The sequence below is a fragment of the Arthrobacter sp. BG5 genome (assembly GCF_056680155.1).
Genome location: NZ_CM155268.1, coordinates 2,302,405 through 2,328,878, shown reverse-complemented (window position 1 = coordinate 2,328,878; position 26,474 = coordinate 2,302,405). Strand labels below are relative to the sequence as shown.

Annotated in this window: 26 protein-coding genes; 16 read left to right on the top strand and 10 right to left on the bottom strand. The window is 67.5% G+C overall.

The window, feature by feature from the left end; all coding sequences use genetic code 11:
* Positions 1-72 precede the first annotated feature (72 nt).
* The 4 genes from AC1MBE_RS10825 to AC1MBE_RS10810 form a co-directional block, all read right to left on the bottom strand.
* Positions 73-1,707, bottom strand: coding sequence for a fucose isomerase (locus AC1MBE_RS10825; RefSeq protein ID WP_479778108.1), 1,635 nt, complete (start codon positions 1,705-1,707; stop codon positions 73-75).
* Entirely contained in the window at positions 1,704-3,242 is a 1,539-nt protein-coding gene (locus AC1MBE_RS10820; protein WP_479778106.1) for an FGGY-family carbohydrate kinase, read from the bottom strand. The genes AC1MBE_RS10825 and AC1MBE_RS10820 overlap by 4 nt, the downstream gene beginning before the upstream one ends.
* Positions 3,239-3,994: an SDR family NAD(P)-dependent oxidoreductase gene (locus AC1MBE_RS10815; protein WP_479778104.1), complete on the bottom strand. Its 756-nt coding sequence runs from the start codon at positions 3,992-3,994 to the stop codon at positions 3,239-3,241. Before AC1MBE_RS10815 ends, AC1MBE_RS10820 begins: the two co-directional genes overlap by 4 nt.
* 75 nt (positions 3,995-4,069) lie before the next feature.
* A complete protein-coding gene (locus tag AC1MBE_RS10810; RefSeq protein WP_479778102.1) occupies positions 4,070-4,930 on the bottom strand; it encodes a fumarylacetoacetate hydrolase family protein in 861 nt (286 codons plus the stop codon).
* Positions 4,931-5,124: 194 nt separating this feature from the next.
* On the opposite strand from AC1MBE_RS10810, the gene AC1MBE_RS10805 reads away from it, so the two are divergent.
* The 11 genes from AC1MBE_RS10805 (at position 5,125) to AC1MBE_RS10755 (ending at position 15,224) form a co-directional block, all read left to right on the top strand.
* A complete protein-coding gene (locus AC1MBE_RS10805) occupies positions 5,125-6,444 on the top strand; it encodes an enolase C-terminal domain-like protein (protein WP_479778100.1) in 1,320 nt (439 codons plus the stop codon).
* Positions 6,445-6,448: 4 nt separating this feature from the next.
* Positions 6,449-6,778, top strand: a complete 330-nt coding sequence (locus tag AC1MBE_RS10800) for an L-rhamnose mutarotase (RefSeq protein ID WP_479778097.1) — start codon at positions 6,449-6,451, stop codon at positions 6,776-6,778.
* Positions 6,775-7,731: an aldo/keto reductase gene (locus tag AC1MBE_RS10795; RefSeq protein WP_479778095.1), complete on the top strand. Its 957-nt coding sequence runs from the start codon at positions 6,775-6,777 to the stop codon at positions 7,729-7,731. Before AC1MBE_RS10800 ends, AC1MBE_RS10795 begins: the two co-directional genes overlap by 4 nt.
* Positions 7,728-8,579, top strand: coding sequence for an amidohydrolase family protein (locus AC1MBE_RS10790; protein WP_479778093.1), 852 nt, complete (start codon positions 7,728-7,730; stop codon positions 8,577-8,579). Before AC1MBE_RS10795 ends, AC1MBE_RS10790 begins: the two co-directional genes overlap by 4 nt.
* Before the next feature lie 85 nt (positions 8,580-8,664).
* Complete coding sequence (locus tag AC1MBE_RS10785) at positions 8,665-9,495, top strand: GntR family transcriptional regulator (protein WP_479778091.1); 831 nt, start codon at positions 8,665-8,667, stop codon at positions 9,493-9,495.
* A 126-nt stretch (positions 9,496-9,621) separates the two neighbouring features.
* Positions 9,622-10,206: a glucose-6-phosphate isomerase family protein gene (locus AC1MBE_RS10780; RefSeq protein WP_479778089.1), complete on the top strand. Its 585-nt coding sequence runs from the start codon at positions 9,622-9,624 to the stop codon at positions 10,204-10,206.
* Positions 10,207-10,224: 18 nt separating this feature from the next.
* Positions 10,225-11,727 (top strand): xylulokinase, encoded by a 1,503-nt coding sequence (gene xylB / locus AC1MBE_RS10775; protein ID WP_479778087.1) that lies wholly within the window; start codon positions 10,225-10,227, stop codon positions 11,725-11,727.
* A complete protein-coding gene (locus tag AC1MBE_RS10770; RefSeq protein WP_479778085.1) occupies positions 11,727-12,695 on the top strand; it encodes a 2-hydroxyacid dehydrogenase in 969 nt (322 codons plus the stop codon). The genes xylB and AC1MBE_RS10770 overlap by 1 nt, the downstream gene beginning before the upstream one ends.
* Positions 12,695-13,330 carry a bifunctional 4-hydroxy-2-oxoglutarate aldolase/2-dehydro-3-deoxy-phosphogluconate aldolase gene (locus AC1MBE_RS10765; RefSeq protein WP_479778083.1) on the top strand — a complete coding sequence of 212 codons (636 nt, stop codon included), beginning with the start codon at positions 12,695-12,697 and terminating at the stop codon, positions 13,328-13,330. Before AC1MBE_RS10770 ends, AC1MBE_RS10765 begins: the two co-directional genes overlap by 1 nt.
* A complete protein-coding gene (locus tag AC1MBE_RS10760) occupies positions 13,327-14,241 on the top strand; it encodes a shikimate dehydrogenase family protein (protein WP_479778081.1) in 915 nt (304 codons plus the stop codon). The genes AC1MBE_RS10765 and AC1MBE_RS10760 overlap by 4 nt, the downstream gene beginning before the upstream one ends.
* Complete coding sequence (locus AC1MBE_RS10755) at positions 14,238-15,224, top strand: phosphotriesterase family protein (protein WP_479778079.1); 987 nt, start codon at positions 14,238-14,240, stop codon at positions 15,222-15,224. The genes AC1MBE_RS10760 and AC1MBE_RS10755 overlap by 4 nt, the downstream gene beginning before the upstream one ends.
* A 128-nt stretch (positions 15,225-15,352) precedes the next feature.
* Here the strand turns inward: AC1MBE_RS10755 and AC1MBE_RS10750 are convergent, their stop codons facing one another.
* From AC1MBE_RS10750 to AC1MBE_RS10740, 3 genes are all read right to left on the bottom strand, one after another.
* Positions 15,353-16,342: a substrate-binding domain-containing protein gene (locus tag AC1MBE_RS10750; protein ID WP_479778077.1), complete on the bottom strand. Its 990-nt coding sequence runs from the start codon at positions 16,340-16,342 to the stop codon at positions 15,353-15,355.
* Positions 16,343-16,497: 155 nt separating this feature from the next.
* Positions 16,498-17,514 carry an ABC transporter permease gene (locus tag AC1MBE_RS10745; RefSeq protein ID WP_479778075.1) on the bottom strand — a complete coding sequence of 339 codons (1,017 nt, stop codon included), beginning with the start codon at positions 17,512-17,514 and terminating at the stop codon, positions 16,498-16,500.
* Complete coding sequence (locus AC1MBE_RS10740) at positions 17,511-19,037, bottom strand: sugar ABC transporter ATP-binding protein (protein WP_479778073.1); 1,527 nt, start codon at positions 19,035-19,037, stop codon at positions 17,511-17,513. The genes AC1MBE_RS10745 and AC1MBE_RS10740 overlap by 4 nt, the downstream gene beginning before the upstream one ends.
* A gap of 271 nt (positions 19,038-19,308) precedes the next feature.
* Here AC1MBE_RS10740 and AC1MBE_RS10735 point away from each other — a divergent pair, with 271 nt between their 5' ends.
* Genes AC1MBE_RS10735 through AC1MBE_RS10720 form a run of 4 tightly spaced genes read left to right on the top strand, consistent with a single transcriptional unit; the run spans position 19,309 to position 22,182 of the window.
* Complete coding sequence (locus AC1MBE_RS10735) at positions 19,309-20,106, top strand: sugar phosphate isomerase/epimerase family protein (RefSeq protein ID WP_479778071.1); 798 nt, start codon at positions 19,309-19,311, stop codon at positions 20,104-20,106.
* Between the two features lie 25 nt (positions 20,107-20,131).
* Positions 20,132-21,085 (top strand): ribokinase, encoded by a 954-nt coding sequence (locus AC1MBE_RS10730; RefSeq protein WP_479778069.1) that lies wholly within the window; start codon positions 20,132-20,134, stop codon positions 21,083-21,085.
* Between the two features lie 9 nt (positions 21,086-21,094).
* On the top strand, positions 21,095-21,514 hold the full coding sequence (gene rbsD / locus AC1MBE_RS10725; protein WP_479778067.1) for a D-ribose pyranase: 420 nt from the start codon (positions 21,095-21,097) through the stop codon (positions 21,512-21,514).
* Positions 21,515-21,522: 8 nt separating this feature from the next.
* Complete coding sequence (locus AC1MBE_RS10720) at positions 21,523-22,182, top strand: transaldolase family protein (RefSeq protein ID WP_479778065.1); 660 nt, start codon at positions 21,523-21,525, stop codon at positions 22,180-22,182.
* 9 nt (positions 22,183-22,191) lie between these two features.
* Here AC1MBE_RS10720 and AC1MBE_RS10715 read toward each other — a convergent pair whose 3' ends face one another.
* Entirely contained in the window at positions 22,192-22,869 is a 678-nt protein-coding gene (locus AC1MBE_RS10715; protein ID WP_479778063.1) for a FadR/GntR family transcriptional regulator, read from the bottom strand.
* A gap of 73 nt (positions 22,870-22,942) precedes the next feature.
* Here AC1MBE_RS10715 and AC1MBE_RS10710 point away from each other — a divergent pair, with 73 nt between their 5' ends.
* Entirely contained in the window at positions 22,943-23,659 is a 717-nt protein-coding gene (locus AC1MBE_RS10710) for an HAD family hydrolase (RefSeq protein WP_479778061.1), read from the top strand.
* 26 nt (positions 23,660-23,685) lie between these two features.
* On the opposite strand, the gene AC1MBE_RS10705 is transcribed toward AC1MBE_RS10710, so the two are convergent.
* Positions 23,686-23,991 carry a putative quinol monooxygenase gene (locus AC1MBE_RS10705; RefSeq protein ID WP_479778059.1) on the bottom strand — a complete coding sequence of 102 codons (306 nt, stop codon included), beginning with the start codon at positions 23,989-23,991 and terminating at the stop codon, positions 23,686-23,688.
* A 140-nt stretch (positions 23,992-24,131) separates the two neighbouring features.
* Complete coding sequence (locus AC1MBE_RS10700; RefSeq protein ID WP_479778057.1) at positions 24,132-26,465, bottom strand: glycoside hydrolase family 65 protein; 2,334 nt, start codon at positions 26,463-26,465, stop codon at positions 24,132-24,134.
* Between the last annotated feature and the right edge of the window lie 9 nt (positions 26,466-26,474).

Sequence of the window (26,474 nt, the reverse complement as noted above, 5' to 3'; positions counted from 1 at the left end):
CCGGACTATTCCATCCGTGCACCCCGGTGGTGGCCGCCTCCGGTCCCGCGGCGGCCACCCTCAGGTCTTTCGCTACAGCGACACGTCGCCGCAGAGGTGGACCTGCACGCCCAGCTCCGCGAAGAAAGCAGCCTTGGCTTCCAGCCCCTTGTCCGCCGTCGCGGCGTCCGGGGCGTAGACCACCTGGGCGTGGTTGGCCTTGTGGCGGGCCATCAGCTGGTCCCGGCTGACCCCATTGAGGACGGCGTGCATGATCGGCCACTGCGGGTCGGTCGCGTCCAGCCGCCGGCGGGTCTCCTCCTCCGGAAGCTCGACGACGTGGCCGCGGCCGAGGTCCACGTGCAACCGGTCGTCCATGATGAACACCCGTGACCAGACGATCTCCCCGGGCTTGGAGACGCCGCTGAGGGTGCCGCCGCCCAGCGGGAAGAACATTGCGGGCTGGCGCATGCTGTAGGACTTGTCGTACCCGCCGTTGTGGGAGGCCGGCACGGAGCCGGAGATTTCGAAGACCCAGACGAATTCGCCGTCGTAGTCGGCGCCCCAGCGCACATCGTGCAGCGTGGTGGCGGGGTCGAGGCCCATCGCGGTCCAGATCCGGTTAGTGATGAGCGCGTCGACGGCGACCCCTTCGTCCACTTCGTTGAAGTGCGGCAGCGCCTTGCCGGCGAACAGCTCGCGGCCCCCGTCGCGGGAGTAGACCGGTGGCCGCTGGACGTTGTTGAGCAGGCCTTCGGCCAGGTCCGAGGCCGGGACGGTGTCCTTGAGCCCCTGCTGATACTGGATGCCGACGGCGTCGACTCCGTAGTCGTCCGAGATCCGCAGCGCCGCGATGTACATTTTGAGCTGGCTGTGGACCTGGTCGGGGGTCAGTTCCGTCGCCGGGTCGGTGCCGAAGTGGAAGGTAAGGCCGGCGTCGTCGAGCCAGCTCTTCACCGCGTCGGCCTCGGCGTCCGGGACTTTCTGCATCTCGGCCACGAGGGCGCTTTGCGAGAGCCGTTCCTTGTAGATGCCCAGCGGGTTGAGCATTTCGTCGTCGATGATGGCGTTGTACATCCCCATGCAGCCCTCGTCGAAGACGCCGATGATCGCTTTGTCCGCCATCAGCTGCTGCGCCAGGGCGCGTCCGAGCCGGACCTCTTCGGTGTCCGCCAGCGGCGGCAGCTCGCGGACATGGCTGGTGTCGTGGGTGATGCTGCCGGAGGTGAGCCAGTCCTTCAGCTTGCCCACCGCCCATTCGTCGGTGAAGTCTTCGCTCCACAGCGCGGAGTAGTCGACTTTGGCCTTTGTCAGGCTTCCGGTGAGGTTAAGCAGGCCCACCAGCCCCGGGAAGTCACCGGCCCAGTTCGCCACGACCAGGATCGGACCGCGGTGCGTGCGCAGGCCGGCGAGGACGTGGTGGCTGTACTGCCAGACGGCCTCCACCACCACCACCGGCGCCGTCGGCGGAATATTCTTGAAGACCTCCATGCCCATGCGCTGGCTGTCGATAAAGCCGTGCCCGGTGTCCGGGTTGACGCCGTGCGCACGGACCACCTGGTAGCCGAGCGATTCCACGGCCGCAGCGAAGTGCCCTTCGAGCTGCTGCTGGGTGGGCCAGCACTTGGTGTTCGCGGCGAGCCGGAGGTCGCCGCTGCTGATGGTGTAGACCGTGTTGGCCTCAGCGGCGGGGGTCTCCGCGACGGTCGGGAAGGTGTAGTTGCTCATGGTGTGGGTTCCCTTTCGAGGTTTTGGGGGCTCAGGCGCTCCTCGCGTCCGGCCAGGGCGTGGGCGATGTCCTGCGTGGCCGGGTAGAGCCGCAAATAGAGGTCGTACAGCTCGTCATAGTCCGCGGTGAGGGCGGGGTTCGGGTGCACGGTCCGGGCTGGCGGATTCCATTCGCTGATGCTGACCTCAGCAACGGCGCCTGCGGCCAGGTACGCTGCACCGTAGCTGGCGCCGATTGTTTGGCTCGGAATGAGCTGCGGCTGCCCGGTCACGTCGGAGACGATCTGGGTCCACAGCTCGCCCTGGGTCCCGCCGCCCACCGCCACGATGCGCCGGATGTTCCCGCCCGCGCGCTCCATGGATTCGATGTTGTGCCGGACGCCGAGCGCCGTGGCCTCCAGGGCAGCCCGGTAAAGGTCCCCGCGGGTGTGCGAAAGGGTCAGCCCGGCGATGATGCCGCGGGCCTGCGGATCCGCCACCGGGGTCCGTTCACCGGCAAAGTAGGGCAGCATCAGAAGTCCCCGCGCGCCCGGGCCGGCCGCGGCCGCCAGACCCAGCAGTTCCGGGAAGTCGAGGGACCCGAAGAGTTCCTTGAGCCACGAAGTGACCGCCCCGGAGGTGGCCATCCCGCCGGCCAGGTTGCGGGTTCCCTCGAAGGCACCGACCGTTCCCCACAGCTGGGGAGAAGTGACCCGGTCCGGCACGGTGTTCACGAGGAACATCGTGGTGCCGTACATCAGCATCAGGTCGCCGTTGTTCTGGCCGTCCACGCTGACGGCTTCGCTCCAGGCGTCGATCGTTCCGGCAATGACCGGCACCCCGGCCGGCAGCCCAGTGGCGGCGGCGGCGTCCGGGGTGACGTGTCCGGCGGTGTCGCCGGGCCAAAGCAGCGGCGGAAGTTCCAGTCCGGGGGCGATCTGGTCCGCGTAGGGCGGATACCATTCCAGCGCCCCCGTGTCGTAGAGCGGTGTGCACTGGCTGGCCGAGTGGTGGTCCAGCACGTACGCTCCGGTCAGCTGGTACGCGAGCCAGGACGAGGGCATGAAGAGCCGACGGCTCATCGCGAACACTGCCGGCTCGTGCCGGTTCAGCCACGCCAGCTTCGGCCCGACCGCCTGCGTGGACAACACCGAACCGCAACGTTCCATGATGACGTCGTCGCCGCCCAACCGGGCGGTGAGCGACTCGATCTGTTCGGTGGCCCGGGAATCGATGCCGTAGAGGATGGCCGGGCGCAGCGGGGTGCCCTCCGCGTCCGTGACCAGGACGCAGGGACCCATGCCGCTGACGCCGACGGCGACTATTTCCTCGGCCTCGCCCGCACCGGCCAGCAGTTCACGGCTGATCGCGGTGAACTCCTCCCACCACAGGCGCCCGTCCATCTCAGCCCAGCCCGGCCTGGGCCGGCTCACATCATGGCTGCGCGACGCGGAGCGGAGCACCCGGCCGTCCAGGGCCACGACGACGCCTTTGCTGCTGCTGGTGCCGATGTCCACGCCGAGCACCGCCCGCGTCCGGGCCGGCTGCTCCGTCACGTTACCGGCCTCAGGCGCAGGCCCTGCATGCCGCCGTCGACCGCGAGCGACGTTCCGGTCGTGGAGCCTGCGGCGGGCGAGGCGAGGTAGACGATGGCGGCCGCCACCTCGTCCGCCGTGACCAGACGGCCGTGGGGCTGGCGGGCGTTGAGCGCGGCGCGTTCGGCCTGCGGATCGTCGCTCTGGTCCATCAGGCGGCCGATCCAGGGTGTGTCCGCGGTGCCCGGGTTCACGCAGTTGACCCGGATGCCTTCGCGGATGTGGTCCGCGGCCATGGCCAAGGTCAGGGACAGGACCGCGCCCTTGCTGGCACCGTACAGCGCCCGTTGAGGCAGTCCCGCCGTCGCCGCGATGGAACACGTGTTGACGATCGCGGCAGCCGGCGAGCGGCGCAACTGCGGCAGCGCGGCGCGGCTGACCCGGACCATGCCGAGCACGTTGATGTCGAACACGCGGTGCCATTCCTCGTCGTCGTTGTCGGCGATGGTGCCCTGGGCGCCGATTCCGGCGTTGTTGACGACGACGTCGATCCGACCGAAGTGCTCGGCCACGGTCTGGACGGCCGCGACTACGGAAGCGTCGTCCGCCACGTCGCAGCGCACCGCGAAGTGCCCTTCTGCGGCGTCCTCCGGGTTCAGGTCCAGGACCGCCACTGCGGCTCCGGCTGCGGCGAGCCGCGCCGCCGCGGCGGCACCGATGCCGGAGGCGCCGCCGGTCACAATCGCGACCAGCCCATCCATCTCCGTTGTCATGTTTTTCCTTTCCAAAAACGTTTTGCGGGTGCGCTGTGCCGGCTGGCGCGGGCAGGCGCGGCGTGGGCCGCTGGTTCAGGCCTGCGTGAAGACTTGCCGCTGCCGGCCGAGGCCCTCGATCTCAACCTCAACAACGTCGCCGGCTTTGAGGTAAGGGAATTTGCCGGAGAGCGCCACCCCCTGGGGCGTGCCCGTCAGGACGACGTCACCGGGCTCCAGGGTCATGTACTGGCTGAGGTGGTGTATGAGGAAGTCGACCGGAAAGACCATGTCCGCTGTGCTGGAGTCCTGCCGCGGCTCGCCGTTGACCCAGCTCCGGAGCCGGAGCCTGCCGGGCTCCACCTCGTCGGCCGGCACAAGCCAGGGCCCGAGCGGGGAGAATCCCGGCGAGCACTTGCCCTTCGACCACTGGCCCCCCGACTCCTCGATCTGGAAAGTCCGTTCAGACAGATCGTTGGCAACCAGGTAGCCCGCGATGTGCGCCGCGGACTCCGCCGGCGACCCGAGGTAGCTGGCGCGCCGGCCGATCACCACCCCGAGTTCGACCTCCCAGTCGGTCTTGGTGGAGTTGCGCGGGATGAACGCCGCATCGTCCGGTCCCGCGACGGTGTTGGGCGTCTTGAGGAAGATGATGGGGACCTCGGGCGGGAGCGCTCCGGATTCCGCGGCATGCGCGGCATAGTTCATCCCTACGCAGATGACCGCCGACGGACGGGCGATCGGGGCACCGGTCCGGACCCCTGCCGCGTCCAGCGGCTCGAGTTCCCCGCGCTCCAGGGCGCGCCGTGCGGCCGCGATTCCCCCGCCGGCCAGGAACTCGCCGGTGATGTCCTGAGTCAGAGGAGATAGATCATATGTCTTTTCCGTTCCGGCGCCATCGACGGCAATAACGGCGGGTCGTTCCGCTCCCGCGGCGCCCAGGCGAACCAGCTTCACACTTCCTCCAAATCGGGCATCATTGCCCGCCGTTAACCCGGCAGCCGGGCCGGCCGCACGGAAAGGTGTCGCACACCACAATACAGACCACACCGTCGTTGACAAGCCATACATCGGATGTTTACTGTCGAAATCACCGCCCGACCGGGCGACGCGACGTCCCCGGCATTGCCCGGAGCATGAGGAGTTCCCACGTGAGTACCATCACCGCCGTCACGGTCAGTGACGTCCGCTTTCCGACGTCGTCGTCCCTGGACGGCTCGGATGCCATGAACCCCGACCCGGACTACTCTGCGGCGTACCTGGTGATCGGCACCGACGCCGGGGACGGCCTCGAGGGCCACGGCTTCGTCTTCACCATCGGGCGCGGCACCGAAGTGGTCGCCAGCGCCCTGACGGCCCTGACCCCGTACCTCCAGAACCGGAACACCGAGGAGCTCCTGGAGGACATGGGCGGGACCTGGCGCTCCATGGTGCACGACTCGCAGCTGCGCTGGCTGGGTCCCGAAAAGGGAGTCATGCACATGGCCATCGGGGCCGCCATCAACGCCCTGTGGGACCTGAAGGCAAAGCGCGCCGGGCTGCCGCTGTGGCAGCTGCTGTCGCGGCTGTCCCCCGAGGAACTGGTTGAGCTGGTGGACTTCCGCTACCTCAGCGACGCGCTCACTCCGGACGAGGCCCTCGATCTGCTGCGCAGCGCGGAGGCCGGGCGTGCGGGCCGCGAGGCCGAGCTGCGCCGGGCGGGGTACCCGGCTTACACCACCACCCCGGGCTGGCTCGGCTACGACGACGCCAAGCTCGCCCGGCTGTGCCGCGAGGCCGTCGCGGACGGCTTCCCGCTGGTCAAGCTCAAGGTGGGCGCCAACCTTGAAGATGACGTCCGGCGGCTGCGCGTTGCCAGGGAGGCTTGCGGTCCGGGCATCGAGATTGCCGTGGACGCGAACCAGCGCTGGGACACGGCACAGGCCATCGAATGGATCCGCGGCCTCGGCGACAGTGACCTCGCCTGGGTGGAAGAACCCACAAGCCCGGACGACATCCTGGCGCACGCCGCAATCGCCCGCGCCATCGCCCCGGTTCCGGTGGCGACCGGCGAACATGTCCAGAACCGGGTGGTGTTCAAGCAGATGCTGCAGGCCGGGTCGCTCGAAGTGCTGCAGCTCGACGCGGCGCGGGTCGCCGGCGTGAACGAGAACATCGCCATTCTGCTCCTCGCGGCGAAATTCGGGGTCCGGGTCTGCCCGCATGCCGGCGGCGTCGGCCTTTGCGAAGCCGTCCAGCACCTCTCGATGTTCGACTACGTGGCGGTTTCCGGGCAGCTGGAGGGCAGGATGATCGAGTTCGTCGACCACCTCCACGAGCACTTCGTCGTCCCCGTCGATGTCCATGACGGCCGCTACTGGCCGCCTGCCGCTCCTGGCGGCGGCAGCGAAATGAAAGCGCACTCCCTCGCGGAGTTTGCCTTCCCCGCCGGTCCGGCGTGGTCCGCTCCGGTTGAAGCTGTGGCAGGCTAATCCGATGAGCACAGCCCCGGAACGCATCGCATTGCACACCCGGCTCAAAGCCGGCCGCGAGGCCGACTACGACCGGATCCACGCCCGGATCCCCGCCGAGCTCGCGGCTGCCATGCGCGCGATCGGCGTCCACAGCTGGCGGATCTGGCGCAGTGGACGCGAACTTTTCCACGTCGTGGAGGTCGACGACTACGCCAAAATGCGCAAGTTCCTGGCCGACCATCCCGCGAACATCCCCTGGCAAGCGGAAATGGCAGAGCTCCTCGAGGTCGAGGACGACTATTCAGGCGAGGACCGCGGCATACCGATGGTGTGGGAGCTTGCACGGCAATGACGCAGCTGCCCCTCGGCCGGCTGGGCTACGGCGCCGCCGCTCTCGGGAACCTGTACTCGAGCATGGGCGATGACGCCGCCCGGCGCACCTTGGAGGCCGCCTGGCTCGGCGGGATCCGCTATTTCGATACGGCGCCGCACTACGGACTCGGGCTCTCGGAACGGCGGCTCGGTGACTTCCTCCGCACCCGCCCCCGGGATGACTACGTCATTTCCACCAAAGTCGGCCGCCTGCTGGAGCCGAACCCGACATACCAATCCGGCGAGCTGGACACCGAGGGCTTCGCGGTACCGGCCCGCAGCAACCGGCGGTGGGACTTCACCGAACGCGGCATCCGGCAGAGCCTCGAAGACTCGCTGGACCGCTTGGGCATCCCGCAGGTGGATATCCTCTATCTGCATGACCCGGACGTCTACGACATGGGCGCAGCGCTCACTGACGCCCTGCCTGCACTGCAACGCTTGAAGAGCGAAGGACTCGTCCGGGCCATCGGGGTGGGCTCCAACTCCGCGGAAGCCCTGCTCACGCTCGTCGACCGCAGCGAACTGGACCTGGTCATGCTCGCCGGCCGCTTTACCTTGCTCGAGCAGCCTGCCCTGACCGGCCTGCTGCCCCGGTGCGTTGAACTCGGCGTCGGAGTGGTTGCCGCCGGAGTGTTCAACTCGGGCGTCCTGGCCAAGGCCAAAGTTCCCGCCACCGCCCATTACAACTACGCACCGGCGCCGCGGGAGCTGTTGTCCCGGGCCCGGCGTCTGGCCGCCGTCTGCGCCACGTTTGGCGTGGCCCTGCCCGACGCCGCCATCCAGTACCCGCTGCGGCACCCGGCCGTACGCAACGTGGTCATCGGGGCGCGGGGCGCGCAGCAGATCAACGCCAACATCGCCGGCATGGACCGGCCGCTCCCCCACGAGCTCTGGGACGCGCTCGAAGCGGAGGGACTGATTCCCCGATGAGCGGGCTGCCCACGATCGACTCGCACCTACACCTGTGGAGCCTTGGCCGCAGCCGGTACCGGTGGCTGGATTCGGTGCCGGAGCTGAAACAGGATTTCACTGCCGGCCAAGCACGTGCGGAGCTCGATGCGGCGGCAGTGGCGGAGGCGATCCTCGTCCAGGCCGACGACACGCTGGAGGACACGGAATTCCTGCTGGAAACGGCCGCCGCGGAACCGTGGATCCGCGGCGTCGTCGGCTGGATCCAGCTGGACTCGCCCGCCCGCGCCGGGGCGCAGCTGGACCGGTGGCTGGAAGCGGACATGTTCTGCGGGGTGCGGCACCTGGTCCACGACGACCCGCGGGACGATTTCCTCGCCCTCGCCCCGGTCCGCGAATCACTTGGCCTGCTCGCCGCGGCCGGCCTGCCCTTCGACGTCCCGGACGCGTTTCCGCGCCATCTGGGAGCCACGGCGGAGCTGGCCGGGGCGCTCCCGGAGCTCACCGTTGTCGTGGACCATCTGGGCAAGCCGCCGCTCGCGGATCCGGCCGCGATGGCACTGTGGCGCCGCGAACTCGCCGCGTGCGCCGCCCGCCCGAACACGGTGGCGAAGCTGTCCGGCCTTCATATTCCCGGTGCGGAATATACGATCGCCGCACTGGAGCCGGTGTTCCAGGACGCCCTTGAGCTGTTTGGCCCGGCACGGCTCATGTACGGTGGCGACTGGCCCGTGTCGGTCATCTCCGGCGGCTACCAGCCCACCTGGCAGGTGCTGCATGAACTAATCCGAACACTCAGCCCGGCCGAACAGGACGACATCCTCGCGGCCACAGCGCACCGGGTGTACCGCCGCGGCGCGGGAGCCTGATTCCCTCCCGCCCGGGGCCCCGGATGACCGGGTCTAAGATGTTTTTCAGGCGTGCCGACGCCGGATGCACAGAATGGCGTTTTCCATGACAAACCCCCCAGCCGCGGCCACCGCGGCGCAGAGCGATGCCGCGGCCCCGGCCAAGATGGTCAAGGACGCGTCGCTGCCGATGTACAAGCAGCTGTGCGACCAGCTGATCCGCGAAATCTCGACCCGCAAGCTGGCCCCGGGTCACCGGCTCCCCGGCGAGCACGGCATGTGCGAGCTGTACGGGGTGTCCCGCACCGTGGTCCGGCAGGCACTGGGGCAGCTCGAGCACGACGGCGTGATCGAACGGGTCAAGGGCAAGGGCACCTTCGTGGCTCCCCGCAAGGTCTCCGAAAGCCTGGTCCACACCCTCCGCGGCCTCTACGCGGACGTGGAATCCCGCGGCGGCCGCGTCTACAGCGATGTGCGCCGCCTGGAACTGGTCCCGGCCGACGAAACAGTGGCCGACGCGCTCCGGATCCCCAAGGGTGAACCCGTCGTCGCCCTTGAGCGGCTCCGTTACGTCGAAGATTCCCCGTGGTCCCTCACCACCACCTACCTCCCCGGCGACATGGCGGAGATTGTGCTCGGCGCCGACTTCCGGAACCAGTCGCTCTACGCCCTGCTGGCCAGCAACGGAATCCGGGCGCACCACGGCATCCGCTCGGTTGAGGCCACGGTGGCGAACAAGACCCAGGCCGAGGCGCTGGGCATCGTCAAGGGCGCCCCGCTGATGCAGCTGCGGAGCATCGTCTACGACGCGGCGGACCGGCCGCTGGAGTTTTTTGTGGCCCACCACCGCGGGGACCAGAGCCGTTTTGAGGTGGTCATCGACGCCGCCTCGGCAGGCTCCGGCACGGCCGGCTTCCACCGCGTCACCACCGGCTAAGCTCTGCGGGCCGCGCGGGCCCGCTCCTCCTGACGATTCCCAAGGACCCCCTTGGCATGTAACCTGTAATTACAGGTTGCCGCTTCGGCAACGGATTATTTGCTGATTCTCAGGAGACTTCTGCCCGTGAGCGAATTCATCACACCCCCCGTTCCGCCCATGACCATCCGGTTCGACGCGCAGGCCGGCACCCTGTCGCCGCAGGGCCCCACCCTGGAACGCCGCATGTCGGACCTGGAGGGCCTGTTCGCGGACAGGGACGCCTGGAACGGGGCCGTCGCGAACGGCAATCCCGTGGTCTACTCGGTGGTTTCGACCCCGGTGCCGGAAGCGGACCGGGAACTTCCGCAGTCCATCACCACGATTGAGCCCGGCACCACCGGCGGGGAGTTCTGGATGACCAAGGGCCACCAGCACCCGAACCACCAGGGCGAGATTTACCTGGGCATCTCCGGCCAAGGCGGCCTGCTGATGTTTGATGGTGAGAACACCTCCTGGGTGGACATGGCGCCGGGCGTGATCGGCTACATCCCGCCGGGCTGGGCACACCGCAGCATCAACGTCGGCTCCGAGCCCTACAAGTTCCTTGCGGTCTACCCCGGCGGCGCCGGCCACGACTACGGCTGGGTCCTGGAGCACGGCATGGGCCAGCGCATCTACTCCGCCGACTCGGGACACGAGTTCGCACCTTTCTTCGCAGCACAGGCCTAGGACGGAAGGACCGGTCCCATGATCATCGCTCACGATCTCGGCACGACGGGCAACAAGGCATCCTTGCACGAGGCTGACGGAACCCTCCTGCGGGCCGTCACCATCAGCTACGAGCCGCATTTCGCTGCCGGCGGCCGCGCGGAGCAGGATCCCGATGTCTGGTGGAATGCGGTGGTCCAGGCCACGCAAAAGCTGCTGGCCGAGACCGGCGTCGATCCGGCGTCGGTGCAGGGCATCGTGGTCGGCGGTCAGATGATGGGGGCCGTGCTCCTCGACGGCAACTACGCACCGGTCCGGCCCGCCCTGATCTGGGCCGATCACCGGAGCGTCGCCCAGTCCGACGAACTGGCGGGGGCCTTCGACGAGCAGGAGGCCTACGCCCTGCTCGGGCACCGGATCAATCCCACGTATTCGCTGAGCAAGGTCATGTGGGTACGGGACAACGAACCCGAGGTCTTCAGCCGGGTCCGCCACGTCTGCCTCGCCAAGGACTACGTGGTGCACCGGCTCACCGGGCGGCTCGCGACGGACCACTCCGATGCCTCCGCCACGAACGCCTACGACCAGACCACCGGAACCTGGTCCGAACGGATGCTGGCCGCCGCCCGGATCGATCCGGCGCTGTTTCCCGAAATTCTCAAGTCCACCGACGTCGTCGGCACCCTCACCCCCGCCGCCGCGGCGGCCACCGGCCTCGGACCCGCGACGTCGGTGGTGATGGGCGGCGGGGACGGCCCGGTGGCGGCCGTGGGCGCAGGCGTCGTCTCCGAGGCCGACCAGGCGTACGTGTACCTGGGCTCCTCCTCGTGGGTGCAGATTGTCACGGCCGCGCCCTTGATCGACCCGCTCCGCCGGACCATGACGTTCGACCACGTCATCGACGGGAAGTACGTCCCCACCGCGACCATGCAGGCCGGCGGGGCGTCCCTCCAGTGGGCCGTCGGGCTCTTCTCCGACCGCGGCGAAAAGGACCGCTTCGACCGGCTTATCGCCGAAGCGTCCGGGGCGACCGCGAGCGAGTCGGGGTTGTACTTCCTGCCGCACCTGCTCGGCGAACGCTCACCGTACTGGAACCCGCAGGCCGCCGGCGCCTTCGTGGGCCTTGAGATGCACCACGGCCGCGGGAACATGATCCGCTCCGTCCTTGAAGGTGTGGCCTTCAACCTGGGGACCTGCGTCGACGCCTTCAACGGGGCCGGGGCAGCCATCAGCCGGATCGACGCGATCGGCGGCGGTGCGAATAGTGATACCTGGCTGCAGATCATGGCCGATGTCTGGGGCGTGACCGTCCGGCGCCGGAGCATCGTCGAAGAGGCCAACAGCCTCGGGGCCGCCGTCACCGCCAGCGTGGCACTTGGGCTCGTGGACGACTTCAGCGTCGCCCGGGACCTGTCGCGGGTGACCGCCGAGTTCCAGCCGGACCGCGAAGCGCACGAACGCTACGCCGCCAGCCACCAGACGTTCCTTGACGCCTACGGCCAGCTCGAACCGTGGTTCCCCACCCGGCGGGGGAAGCACTGATGCCGGTTATCCTCGTCACCTCCCGTTCCTTCTCCTCCGGTGAACAAGACCTGGTCTCCCGGCTGGAAGGCCGCGGCTACACCGTCCGACGGGGGCCGGCGGACCACTCCCTGGACGCCATCGGAGCCGATCTTGCGGTGGCGGATGGGTGGATTGCCGGAACGGGTGAAGTCACCGCTGCCCACTTGGACGCGGCGCCGCGGCTGAGGGTCGTGGCCCGGTACGGGGTGGGTTTCGAAGCCGTGGACGTCCAAGCCGCAGCGGACCGGGGGGTGGTGGTCACGAATACCCCCGGCGCGAATTCCAACGCCGTCGCCGAGCACGCCGTCGCTCTCATGCTGGCTGTCCTGCGCACCATCCCGGAGGGCGACCGCCAGGTGCGCGACCGGGATTGGTCCGTCATACGTGGCCGTGAGCTGGGCTCGCTGACCGTTGGCCTGGTCGGCTTCGGCCGGATCGGGCAGATCGTGGCGCGGCTGCTCTCCGGTTTCGGTTCCACCGTCTACGCCTCCGACCCGTTGATGGGCCCCGAACTGATCCGGAGCCTCGGCGCCGAACCGCTGGACCTGGCGGGCATGGCGGCGAGATGCGACGTGATCTCGCTGCACGCCCCGGGCGGCCAGCAGCTCATCGACGCGGCCTGGCTGACCGGGGCGGCGAAACCGCTCGTCCTGGTCAACACCGCCCGCCCGGAGCTCGTGGATGAGGAGGCGGTCGCCGAAGCACTGCGCACCGGAGTGCTCGCAGCCTTCGCAGCGGACACCCTTCGCGGCGACACCAGCGGGCAGGACTCGCCCGTGCTGGATCCGCAGCTCGCGGCCCGGGTGGTCATCACCCCGCACTTCGGCGCGCAGACCGTGCAGGCAGTTGACGGCATGGGATCCATCGCCGTGGACAACCTGCTGGCCGTCCTGGAAGGGCGGACGCCGCCCAACCCCGTCAGCCCGACTCCTATGAAAGTGAACTAATGGCCGACCTTCTCAAACTGAGGCAGACCGGGATCCTCGCCGTTGTGCGGGCTCCCAGCACCGAGAGCGCCCTCCGCGGCGCCGCCGCCCTGCTGGAGGGGGGCGTAACCGGGCTGGAGATCACCTATTCCACCCCGGACGCCCCCGGCGTCATCCGCGCCCTGCGCGCCGAATACGGCGACCGCATCTACCTGGGTGCCGGCACCGTGCTCACCAGCACCCAGGCGGAGGACGCCGCCGACGCCGGCGCAGAGTTCCTGGTCAGCCCCGGCACCGTCGCGGAAACCGTCACGGCAATGAAGTCCACCGGATCCCTCGTTATGGCCGGCGCCCTGACGCCCACCGAGATCCTCACCGCAGTGGCCCTGGGTGCCGACGTCGTCAAAATCTTCCCCGCCTCACTCGGCGGCCCTTCCTACTTCCGGGCGCTCCGCGGCCCGCTGCCGGACGTACCACTGATGCCAACCGGAGGCGTCACCCCCGGCAACGTCGGCGAATGGTTCGACGCCGGAGCCGTCGCAGTCGGCGCCGGCAGCGACCTCTGCTCCACCGCCGACCTCGCAGCAGGACGCTATGACCTGGTCCGCGAGAAGGCGCTCAACTTCAGCGCCGCATTGGAAAGGACGCTTGCATGAACGGCTACATGGGATTTGTTGGTGTGACCACCTCGGGGTCCTCGATCATGAAGGTTTTTCCGGAGTGGGCGCGGATCCTCCAGCTGCCGACCAACCGCCTCACCGGCCACGATCTGCCCCTGGGGGCCAGCCGGGAACAGTACCGCGAGCTCGTCACCCGGATCCGTGACGACAAGAACCACCGCGGCGCTCTGGTCACAACCCACAAGATGGACCTGTACCAGGCCGCCCACGACCTCTTCGACGAGATCGACGAATTCGGCCGGCTCTGCGGCGAGATCTCCAGCATCTCCAAACGGGACGGCCGGCTGATCGGCCACGCCAAGGACCCCATCACCGCGGGCCTGGCGCTCGAGGAATTCCTGCCGCCGGGCCACTTCAAGGAAACCGGCGCCCATGTGGTCTGCCTCGGTGCGGGCGGCGCCGGGACGGCTCTGACGTGGTACCTGGCGGGCCACGCCGACGCGCCGGAGAAGATTGTCTGCACTGACACCAGCCCGGCCCGACTCCAGCACCTCGCCGACGTCCACGCCCGTGGCCAGCTCCCCGCCGGCCTCTTCGAGTACTGCCTGATCGAGCGCCCTGAGGACACTGCGCGCGTCCTGGCTGACGCCCCGTCCGGCAGCCTGGTGGTCAACGCCAGCGGCCTCGGCAAGGACCGGCCGGGATCCCCCGTCCCGGACGGTGTCGATTTTCCGCCGGACGCCATCGTATGGGAGTTCAACTACCGCGGCTCGCTGGAATTCCTTGCCCAGGCCCGCGTGCAGGCGAAACGGCGGCAGCTGACAGTCGTGGACGGCTGGCGCTACTTCATCCATGGCTGGAGTCAGGTCATCGCCGAGGTGTTCGACGTCGAACTCACTGACCAGCTGCTCGACCAGTTGGCCGAAGCCGCAGCCAGCGCGAGATGAACTTCGTCCGCACGGTCCTCGGAGACATCGAGCCGGCGTCCCTCGGCCCGACGAACTACCATGAGCACCTGTTCCAGTCCTCTCCCCTGCTGCCGGGAGACGAGCTGGAGGACGAGGTGCTTTCCGGCCGCGAGGCAGCCCTGCTGCGCAACGCCGGCATGGCGGCGATGGTGGAGGCGACCCCGCTCGGCTTGGGCCGCAATCCCGCGGCCACGGCGCGCATCGCCGCGGCCTCCGGGTTAGATATTGTCGCCACCACGGGTGCCCACCGGGAGGCTCACTACCCGGCGGAGCACTGGCTCCGCGGGGTCGCTGAAGAGAAGCTCGCCCGGCGGTTCACGCTGGACCTCACGGCGGGCTGCGGGATACCCGAAGAATCCGCGGAACGCCCAGGTCCCGTCGACGACCCTGAGGCGTCCGACGACACCGTGCCGGTCCGCGCGGGGATGCTGAAGGCCGGGATCGGCTACTGGTCAATCACCGATTTCGAACGCCGCGTGCTGACGGCTGTGGCGGTGGCCCACACCGTCACGGGCGCCCCGGTCATGGTGCACTTGGAGTTCTGCACCGCGGCCCATGAATTGCTCGACCTCCTGTCCGCAGCCGGCGTCCCGGAGTCCCGGGTGATCCTGGCCCATGCCGACCGCAACCCCGACGCCGCCCTGCACCTCGAGCTGGCGTCCCGCGGCGCCTATCTGGGTTACGACGGCATGGCCCGCCCCAAGGGCCGCACGGATGCGGAGATCATCACCCTCGCCGAGCAGGTCATCGCGGGCGGCGGCGGCGGCCGGCTGCTCCTCGGCGGTGACGTCGCCCGCCGCACCCGGTACGTCTCCTACGGCGGGATGCCGGGCCTGGCATATCTGCCGGAACGCTTCGTCCCGCGGCTGGCCGACCGCGTCGGCGCAGCCGCTGTGAACCGGATCCTGGGCGACAATGCCGCCCGGGTCCTGCAGTGGCGCGCCGGTCCCGAGCCGGACTAGGCAGCGCCGGCCGCCAGCAGTACGCACGGAACACAGAGAGAGGCCCCGGAACCGTCCGGGGCCTCTCTCTGTGTGTGCGCCCTATAGAGCGCAGCAGCTCAGTTGTGAAGCAACTTACTGGTGGGGCCTTACTGGTAGAGCACAGCCGCGATCTTGGCGTCGTCCATGTTGTTCTTGTCGTACCAGTAGAACGGGGTGTCGGTGACCTTCTCCAGGGACTTGCCCTTGGAAGCGTCAATCGCGGCCTGCACCGTGGCTGCACCCATGCCGATCGGATCCTGCGTGATGGCGCCGGCCATCAGTCCGCTGCGGATCGCGTCGAGCTGGGCCTTGCCGGAGTCGAAGCCGATGACGGTGAGCTTGCCCGGCTTGAGGCCGAGTTCGGTGACCGCGTTGACGATGCCCACGGCCGAGCCTTCATTGGTGCCGTAGAGGCCCTTGAGGTTCGGGTGGCCCTGGATCATCGCTTTGGCAATGTCAGCGGACTTCAGGTGGTCGCCGTCGCCGTACTGCACGTCGACAACCTTGATGTCCGGGTACTTGGCCTTCATCTCGTTCAGGAAGCCGTCGCGGCGCTCCACGCCGGTGCTGTTGATTTGGCTGTGGCCGACGACGGCGATTTCGCCGCTCTTGCCGATCAGCTCGGCCATGTGGTCGGCCGCCATGGCGCCGGCATCCATGCTGTTGGTCTTGGCCAGGTTCACCGGGTAGTCGCTCTTGCAGCCGGCGTCGAACTGGACCACCGGGATGTTGGCGGCCTTGGCCTGCTCAATCGCCGGAACACAAGCTTCCGGGTCCAGCGCTGCGTAGGCGATGGCCGTCGGCTTCTTGTCGATAGCGGCCTGGAGCATCTGCAGCTGCGAGTCGACTTCGGTTTCGGCAGCCGGGCCCTCGAAGGTGATCTTGACGTTGAGCTCCTTGGCCTTGTCCTCGGCACCCTTCTTCACAGCCTGCCAGAACTGGTGCTGGAAGCCCTTGGAAATCATGGCCACGTACGGGGTACCGCCGCTGTCGCCGCCGCCGCTGGGGCTCGCGCTGCCGGAGCCGCCGCCGCAGGCGGTCAAGGAAAGAGCTGCAGCGAGGACGCCCGCCGCGAGGGTCTTTTTGCCGAGTTTCATGTAGATCTCCATCCAGTGAGCGGGCCGGCAACATTGCGGGCCCTTGACCATTGTTGTTGGTTTCGAACGTTAAGTACAGGTAGATACAAGTTATTTTTGGGACTAATTTCTCCGTGGCCCCCGCATCCGCGTCGGGGCGGCGCCGCGGGCCCTGCCTAGGCCTCCCGGCGGCGGCGCAGCGAGTCGGTGAAGACGGCCACGAGGATCACGATTCCCACCACGACGGTCTGCCACTCGGTCTGCACCGACATGATGCGCAGGCCGTTGATCAGCACGCTCATGATGAGGGCGCCGATGAGGGTGCCCAGGACCGAGCCCCGCCCGCCGAGGAGGGAGGTTCCGCCGATGATGACGGCCGCGATGGCCTGCAACTCATAGCCGGATCCCAGCTGGGGCTGGGCGGAGTCGAGCCGCGCCGCGATGACGACGCCGGCCACGCCGGTGAAGATGCCCGCCACGGTGTAGACGAGGATCTTCCACTTGCCGGTGTTCACGCCGGAAATCTTGGTGGCTTCCTCGTTGCTGCCGATCGCAAAGATATAGCGGCCCAGCAGGGTCTTGCCAAGCACCAGGTACGCCGCGATGCCGGTCAGGATCAGGATCAGGACGGCGTTGGGCAGGCCCGGGATGAGCTGGCCGAGCGCAATGTCCTTGAAGCCCTTAACCTTGCTGAAGTAGATCGGCCGCACGCCGGACAGAACCAGGGCAAGACCCTGGGCGATCAGCATCATGGCGAGGGTGGCGATAAACGGCGGAAGCTTCAGGATCGAGACATTGAGGCCGTTGATCAGGCCCATCAATGCGCCGGTCGCGATGCCGCCGAGTACGCCTATATACAGCGGAAGCTGGAAGTTCACCAGCAGCAGGCCCGTGACCACCGAGCACAGCGTCATGCCCGTTCCGATGGAGAGGTCAATGCCGGAGGTGATGATCACCAGCGTGGTGCCGAACGCCAGGATGCCGATCACCGCAGTGGACAGCAAGATTCCGGAGATGTTCGTCCAGGTGAAGAAGTTGCTGCTGGCCAAGGAGAAGAAGACCAGCAGGACGATTAGGGTTCCGAACGCCAGCGACTGCTGGAGCCGCTGGCGCAGGAAGGATCCCCTGGGTGATTCGCGCTTCACGGCGCCCGCGGACGCCTCTGTGCGCGGTACAGACTTTACTTCGCTCATTTTTCCGCTCCCTGCTGCTCCACCCGTGTGGCGTAGTCCATGATTGTTGCCTGATCAGCACCATCGCTGTCGATTTCCCCCGTGATGCGGCCACCGGCCATGACCATGATCCGGTGGGACAGCCGGAGAACCTCCGGCAGTTCCGAGGAGATCATGATGATCGACTTGCCCCGCGCCACCAGGTCGTTGAGCAAGCGGTAGATTTCTTCCTTCGCACCGATGTCGATGCCGCGCGTCGGCTCATCGAAGATGAGGATGTCGCAGTCGCGGGCCAACCATTTGGCGATGACGACCTTCTGCTGGTTTCCGCCCGAGAGGTTCTTCGTGGTCGCGAACATCGACGGGGTCTTGATCCGGAGCGAGTCAATGTATTTCTGCGACGTACCCTTGCCCGAGCCCGACTTCATGAAACCGACAGGATTCGTGTAGTTTCCGAGCGACGACAGCAGAATGTTGGTGTTCACGTCCCGATCCAGCAGCAGCCCCAGGCTCTTGCGGTCCTCGGACAGATAGCCAATCCCGTGCTTGACGGCGTCCGCAGGCTGGCCGATCTTCACTTCCTTGCCGTTGACGAAGATCTGCCCCGCCGTCATCCGGTCTGCGCCGATGATGGCCCGGGCCAGTTCGGTCCGCCCCGCCCCCATCAGTCCGGAGAATCCCAGGATCTCCCCGCGCCGCAGCTCGAAGCTGACATCCTTGAGCAGTTTCCGCGTACTGAGGTTCTCGACCCGGAGGACGACGTCGTCCATGTTGTCCCGTCGTACGTTCTCCGGGCGGGCATTCTCGTCAATCTCCCGGCCGACCATCAGCTTGATCACCTCGTGCTGGCTGGCCGTCGCGGTGTCCATGGTGGCGATGTACTTGCCGTCGCGGAGGATGGTGATGCGGTCGGTGATCCGCTTCAGCTCCTCCATCCGGTGCGAAATGTAGATCACGCCGACGCCGCGCTCGCGAAGGTCGCCGATCAGCCGGAAAAGCGTCTCAGTTTCGGAGGTGGTGAGGGCCGACGTCGGCTCATCCATGATGACGACCTTGGCATCGAAGGACAATGCCTTGGCAATCTCCACCATCTGCTGCTTTGCCACCGTGAGGTTCTCGACCAGGTCGGTCGGCGCGAACTCCTTAATCCCGAGCCGGCCAAGCAACTCGGCGGTCTGCCGGTTCAGCTTCTTTTCGTCGAGCAAGAGCCCGCCGAGGCGCCTCGGCTCGCGGCCGATGTAGATGTTTTGGGCCACCGTGAGGTGGGACATCAGGTTCATTTCCTGATGGACGATGATGATGCCGAGTTCCTGGGCATGCCGCGGGCCGTCGATCTGGACCGGGACCCCTTCGAGGTAGATAGTGCCGGCGTCCTTTTGATAGATGCCGGACAGGATCTTCATCAGGCTGGACTTTCCCGCGCCGTTCTCGCCGACCAGCGCGATAACCTCGCCCCTATGGACGTCGAAGTGGACATCACTCAGAGCCTGGACGCCGGGAAAGCTTTTGCTGATCCCTTCGACCTTCAGTAGTGGTTCACCCACTGTCTCACCTACTTCTTCGGAGATAACGCTGGTGCCTTACGGCCGGTACTCGTGGATTTTGGACGGCGGTCGGCAGCACTGCCGACTGCCAGCTTGTATCTCGATGTATCTATCCTTGGTCCATAACTAGAGTAAGGTCAAATATGACCTAAAACACACCTTTTGGTCGGATGTTTAGAAATCGTTATGGGAGAAACATATGATGATTGGCTGCCACAGCCTAGTCTGGAACGGCTCGCTGGACCCGATTTCCTTTGCGGAGTCAGCGCGCATGACGTCCGAGGCCGGCTTCGATTTGCTGGAAATCCCGCTCATGGACCCCTGGTCCTTCGAGCCGAAACAAGCTTCCCGCACCCTCGCGGAGCATGGACTGGCCGCAACGGCTTCCCTGGGCCTGACCGCCCAGACGGACCTTAGCAGCGAGGACCCGTCCGTGGTCGCCAGAGGCGAAGAAACCTTGAACAAGTGCCTGGAAATCGTGCACGACCTCGGCGCGGACTACCTGTGCGGCGTCATCTACAGTGCCATGCAGAAGTACTCCCGGCCCGCCACTGCAGCGGGCCGGCGGAACAGCGCCGAAGCGTTGCGGCGGCTCGCCGAGCGCGCCGGGGAACTTGGCATCCGCCTCGGCCTGGAGGTGGTGAACCGGTATGAAAGCAACCTGCTCAACACCGGCCGGCAGGCCCTGGCGTTCATTGAGGAGATCGGCCACCCGAACGTCTACCTGCACCTGGACACCTACCACATGAACATCGAGGAACCGGATCTGTTGAGCCCCGTCCTCGCCGCCGGCAACAAGCTGGGGTACGTGCACATTGGGGAGAGCCACCGCGGCTATCTCGGGTCCGGCAGTGTGGATTTCGGTGCGTTCTTCCGCGGCCTCGCCCTGATCGGATACACCGGTCCGGTGGTCTTCGAGTCCTTCTCTTCAGCTGTGGTGGACGGCAACCTGAGCAACACACTGGGCGTGTGGCGGAACCTATGGGACGATTCGGCCGACCTGGGCGCCCACGCCAACGGCTTCATCCGCAGCCAGCTGGCATCAGTCGCCTCCATCGATAAGCACTAAACATCCGACCTATAAGGACTAACATATGACAAACGAGAGCCGACAAGGCCGAGAAGGCGTCATCATCGTTGGCAGCATCACCGCGGACGTCACAACTTTCTCCCAAAGACTGCCGAAACGAGGCGAAACCATCCTCGGCGAGGAATTTACCTTGCTGCTGGGAGGCAAAGGCGCCAACCAGGCCGTGGCGAGCGGACTCGCCGGGGCACCGTCCTTCATGGTGGGGTGCGTAGGCAACGACATCTTCCGGCCGCTGGTCACGGGAGGCCTGCAGGAACACGGCGTCGACACCAGCGAGCTCCGCGTGGTCGAGGCCCCCACAGGGATCGCCCACATCAGGGTGGACGATTCCGGCGAAAACGACATTGTGATGGTGCCGCTGGCCAACGATCATCTGGGGACGGAACAGATCAGCGCCGCGATCACCCGGCTGGCCCCCAGAGCATCGGTGCTCCTGACCCAGCTGGAAATACCCCGGGAAGCAGCCGCCCATGCAATCCGGGCCGCCCGGGCCGCAGGTCTGACGGTCATCCTGGACCCGGCACCCGCCGCGGCACTGGACCGCGAGACGTGGGCGAGCGTGGACTACGTAACACCCAACGAGACGGAAGCAAGCCTTATCACCGGAATTCCGGTGACCGGCCACGCCAGCGCCATTCGCGCCGGGGAATGGTTCCTCGCGCAGGGAACCGGGGCCGCCATCATCACCCTCGCCTCAGCCGGGGCCGTCCTCGTCGCCGCAGACCGGCAGGCCGTTTTCGAGTCCTTCCCGGTCACCGCGGTGGACACCACGGCCGCCGGGGATGCCTTTTCCGGATACCTTGGCGCGTCACTCGCCGCCGGCCTGTCCATTGACGACGCAATCCGTCGCGCGATGGCCGCGGGCGCACTGGCAGTGACCAAGAAGGGCGCGTCCCCCAGCCTGCCCTGCGCGGCAGACGTCGAACTCTTCCTTTCCGACAACGTCCCGAGCCATTAGGAGCAGCACATGAGAAAGAACCACGGAATCCTCAACGGGCAGCTGTCACGCATTGTTTCCGAGACCGGCCACACAGACACCTTGGTGGTCACCGACGCGGGGCTGCCCATCCCCGCCGGGGTCGAACGCGTGGACCTGGCCTATTTCCCCTCCGAGCCGCCGTTCCTCAAGGTCCTGGATGCCGTACTCGCGGAGGTGGTGATCGAGGGCGCGACCCTGGCCGAGGAGCTCCGCGAGGCGAGCCCGGCAATGCTGGCACGGATCCTGGAACGGCTCGAGGCGGCGGGTGTTGTCCCGGAGTTCGTTCCCCATGCCGAGTTCAAGGCACAAACTTCGAGCGCACGGGCGGCCGTGCGCTCCGGAGAGTTCACCCCTTACGCGAACGTGATCCTGCATGCAGGCGTCGCATACGGCTCGGCACAGGACTAGGAGGGTCGGTGTATTTCTATCTGGACACGGCGTCGCGGGCCGAGGCCGAGCCGCTGCTGCGCAGCGGCCTGTTCGCGGGCCTGACGACGAACCCAAGCATCCTCGCCGGCGCCGGAGTGCTGAACCGGCAGATTCCTGAGCTGGTCGACTGGGCAGGGGCCGCCGGGGCCGGCACGGTATTCGTCCAGGCCTGGGGCGCCACCGCGGCCGAAGTCGAGGACCGGGGTGCCTGGATCCACTCTCTGGGCGGCAACGTTGTGGTGAAGGTTCCCGCCACGGCCGATGGCGTGGTGGCCGCCCGGGCGCTGGCAGCCGGGGGCGTGCGGGTGCTGGTCACGGCCGTCTACGCGCGTGAGCAGGCGCTGCCCGCGATGGCTGCCGGCGCTGAGTTCCTGGCCCCGTATCTGGGCAGGATGAACGACGCCGGCCGTGACGGGACGGGGGAGATCGCAGCCATCCAGCAGTGCATCACGGCCGGAGGTTCGCCGATGAAGCTCCTCGTGGCAAGCCTGCGGGAAACGGCCCAGATCTCCGCGCTGGCCCGGCTCGGAATCTCGCATTTCACCTTGGCCCCGGCCACGTGGCGAAAGTTCTTTTCGGACCCGCTCACGGCCGCCGCCGTGGAGGTCTTCGAAGCGGAATCCGCCCGGATGAGCGTGGTCGGCTAGGAGGCGGTGCTACTTGGCCGGCAGCGAGCGCTTGAGCCAGTGTTCGACGCCGCTGACGTGGACGATCGTGAGCGCCCGGGCCAGATCGGCGTCGTGGTTAGCCAGGGCATCGGCGATCGCGCGGTGCTCAGCGAGCGTCCGTGCGACGGCGTCTTCCTCGGTCAGCGCGCGCCACACCCGGGCACGAACGGTCCTGCTGTTGAGGCCGGAAAGCAGGCTGGCCAGATAGGAATTTCCCGAAGCTTCCGCGATCAGGGCGTGGAAGGTCAGGTCGTGCTCAACCAGGTTTTCCGCCGAGTCGACGTCGACGTCGTCGATCTCCTTGTGGAGCAGCGCGAGCTGCTCGGGCGAGATTGCCTGCGCCGCCAGCGAGGCCGCCGAGGCTTCCAGGATCCGCCGAACCTCGAGCAGTTCGAGGACCGACGAATCCCGGCTGAGGTCGACCATGAACGCCACGGATTCCTTCAACAGGGCCGGCTCCAGGCTCGTGACGTAGGTGCCGTCACCACGCCGGACGTCCAGTACCCTGATGGTCTCGAGAGCCTTCACGGCTTCCCGGAGTGAACTGCGGGAGAGCCCGAGCTTCTCACTCAGCTCATTTTCCGGAGGCAGTTTGTCTCCGGGCGACAACTCGCCAGTGAGAATCATGTCCTTGATTCTGGCGATCGCATCATCCGTTAGGGCCATTCGCCCAGCATAGTTCACCGCCGGAAGGGACCAAGGCGGGCGATCCGGACCGGGCACAGAGGCAAGGAGCAGCGTGGCGGCAACCATGCGCGGCGAGGAGATCGGGCTCGAAGCAGTCTTCTGGGACCTCGACGGCACACTGGTGGACACGGAACGCCACTGGACCGCGGTGCAGACCGAGCTGGTCGAGAGTTTTGGCGGAACCTGGACTGAAGCCCAGGCCTTGTCGATCATGGGCCGTTCCCAGTCGGAGTCAATCAAGGTCCTGCAACGTGCAGGCGTGCGGCTCTCCGCGCAGGAGATCGCCCTGCGCGTCACCGCAGGCGTTCGGCACTGCATCAGCGAAACGGTCCATTGGCGTCCCGGCGCCGCGGAACTGCTGGCCGGACTTCGGGCAGAAGGCGTGCCGTGCGTGCTCGTAACCATGTCCCACCGCCATATTGTCGACGACATCCTGAAGCACTTTCCGGCAGACAGCTTCGAGTTGGCCGTGACCGGGGACATGGTTTCGCAGGGAAAGCCGCATCCCGAGGCCTACCAGACCGCGTTCCGCCACCTCGAACGGACGCGGCCCCGGCTGTCCAGCCGGAGGGTCATCGCCATCGAGGACTCACTGCCGGGAACCCGCGCGGCCCGGGCAGCCGGACTGCCCACGCTCGGCGTTCCGCACCTTGTGCCGCTGGCCGCCGCGGACGGGCTGACCATCTGGCCAACCCTGTCAGGCCGTGGCGTCCCGGACCTGCATGCGGTTATTGCGGCCTCCGGCCGCCACCGCGCCGGAGGCGCCTAAACCCGGAGGCGCCGAGGCGCGAGCGCCTACGGTTCGAGCGGCGCCGCGGGGGTCAGCCAGCTGAGCTGGGAGCCGTCTTCCTCGATCAGTCCGCCCAGCTCGGCGTTGAAGACCTTGCTGTGTTCCGCGGCGATGTGCGCCTGGAACGCCTCCTCGTCGCGGTAGATCTCGTACACGAAGTAGGCGCTCGGATTTTCACGTCTGGTGTGCGGATCGAAAACAAGGTTTCCGCTCTCCCCACGGACCTTGGCGGTCAGCTCGGCCATCATCTCCGCGACCCGGGCCTCGGCCCCGGTCTTGACCGTAAATTCGGCATACAAAGCAACAGGCACTGGCATTCCTCTCCCTCGTTGGATCCGACTCTAGCCGCCCTGGCGGACGGAGCGAAGCGTTCCTACGGCCGCGCCGACACTCCACCGTGATGGCGGCCCCGGGACGGGCGCCCGCGGCGCCCGCCGGCGGCCCCGGCGCCCTAATTGACGGCGCGCACCACCGGGATGGACGCCGTCGGCGGTCCGTCCGGGAATACCGTGGGCTGCGGGCTCATGACGGCATGCAGCGGCACGTCCACCGGCTCGCTGCCGACCGTGAACCGTTCGCCCCGCACGTCGACGTCCAGCGGCGCGCCGTCCGGAACGCTCAGCCGCAGCGCCGCATGGTCCAGCTCGACGCGCAGCAGCCCGCCCCGGAGTTTCAGGTGGAAGGACAGGGAATCCCATTCGGCGGGGAGCCGCGGGTCGAAGTAGGGTACGTCGCCCTGGTCCCGCATCCCGGCAAAGCCGCTGACCAGCGAGCTCCAGACCCCGCCGGTCGAGGCGATGTGCACGCCGTCGATCGTGTTGCCGTGCGTGTCGTCGAGGTCGATGTAGAGCGCGTGGATGAAGTGGTCCAGCGCGGCCCTGCCGTATCCCACCTCGGCGGCCATGATGCCCTGCACGCAGGCGGACAGGGTGGAGTCGCCGGTGGTGATGGGGTCATAAAAGTCGAAGGCACGGCGCTTTTCCTCGGCGGTGAAGTCCTGCCACTGCAGGAACATCGCCAGGACCGTGTCGGCCTGCTTGAGGACCTGGTGCCGGTAGATCACCAGCGGGTGGAAGTTCAGCAGCAGCGGGTACTTGGACCGCGGCGTGCTCCAGTCCCACGGCTCGAGGGTCATGAAGTCGTTGTCCTGCGAGTGGACCTGGAGGTCCTCGTCGAAGGGCAGCTGCATCCGGTTGGCGGCCTGCTCCCAGACTTCCCGCTCGGCGTCGTCGATCGCCGGGTGGTCCAGCGCCGCGGCGGCGCGCAGGTTAAAGCGGGCCATGACGTTGGTGTAGAGGTTGTCGTTGACGACGGCGGTGTACTCGTCCGGGCCGGTGACGCCGTGGATGTGGAAGAGCCCGTCTTTGCCGAAGAAGCCCAGCGAGGCCCACATCCGTGCGGTCTCGATCAGCAGCTCGGAGCCGAGGGTCTCCTTGAACCCGGTGTCCCCGCTGGCCCAGATGTAGCGGTTCGTGGCGAAGGCGATCGCGGCGGCGATGTGGAACTGGGCCGTGCCGGCGGCGTAGTAGGCGCTGGCCTCCAGGCCGTTGATCGTGCGCCAGGGGAACAGGGCTCCGTCAACGCTGAGCTCCTTGGCGCGGACCCGGGCCTCAGGCAGCAGCTCGTGGCGGAATTCGAGGACCTGCCGGGCGTTGCCCGGGCTGGTATAGGTCAGGTAGGGCAGCAGGTACACCTCCTGGTCCCAGAAGTAGTGCCCGTCGTAGCCGGAGCCGGACACGCCCTTGGCCGGGATGCCGGCCACGTCCGCGCAGGCCGTGGCCTGCGCCAGCTGGAAGAGGTTCCAGCGGATGGCCTGCTGCAGCTCGGCCTGGCCGCCCACCACGATGTCGCTGGAGGTCCAGTAGTCGCGGTAGTGCGCCTCGCTCTCGGCGAAGATCTCGGCCAGCGGCAGGAGCGACCGCTCGGCGGTGTCCGCGAGGTCCTCGTCCGAGGCCCGCCCCACCGCGTAGCTGACGCTTTTCTCCAGCACGAACGGCGCGTCCGCGCTGACGGCGAGGACGTAGCGGACGCTGCTGTCGTCCTGGTCCACCTGCGTGTCGAACGGCTGCACTCCGGCCGAGGTCCAGTGGTCCACGGCCATGCCGAGCCGCTGCTTGGACTCGGCGGCCTCCCAGGACAGCCGGAGCGAGCCGTCGCCGCCGTCGAGCCGCACCGGGAGCAGCACCCGCCCGGCGTGCCGGCCGGCGCGGCGCGGGTCGTGGGCCGAGTGGTCTTCCACCGGCTGGTCCTGCCGGTTTACGACGGCGGAGGTCACGTCCGCGGAGATGTCCCGGTCGGCCGCGACCTCCAGGGAAATGCCGAGGGCACCGCGCGCCTGGTACCCCACCGCGCGGCGTTCCGTCGTGGTCACGGTCGCGCCGGAGCGGCACTGCCAGACGATCCGGCATTCATAGACGCCGGTCGCAAAGTCCACGCTGCGCCGGTAGTCCAGCACCGTCGATTCCTCGAGGCTGAGCATCTCGCCGTCGATCACCACAACGAAGTTGTTGGCATCCGGGACGTACAGGATGCGCTGGCCCGTGCGGGCGAAGCCGTAGGCGTTTTCCGCGTGCTTGATGTCCCAGATTTCGTGGAAGCCGTTGATGAAGCTGCCCGGAAGCTCGGCGTCGGCGGCGGCCCAGTGCGCTCCCCGGATGCCGAGGTGGCCGTTGCCGAGGCTGAAGAGGGTCTCCAGTGTCCCGGCATTGCCTGGCAAGTGGACGGTTTCCACAAGCTGCCAGGGGTCGTTGGGGAACCTGGCGCGGTCCGAGGTGATGAGAGCCATGGTTGGGGT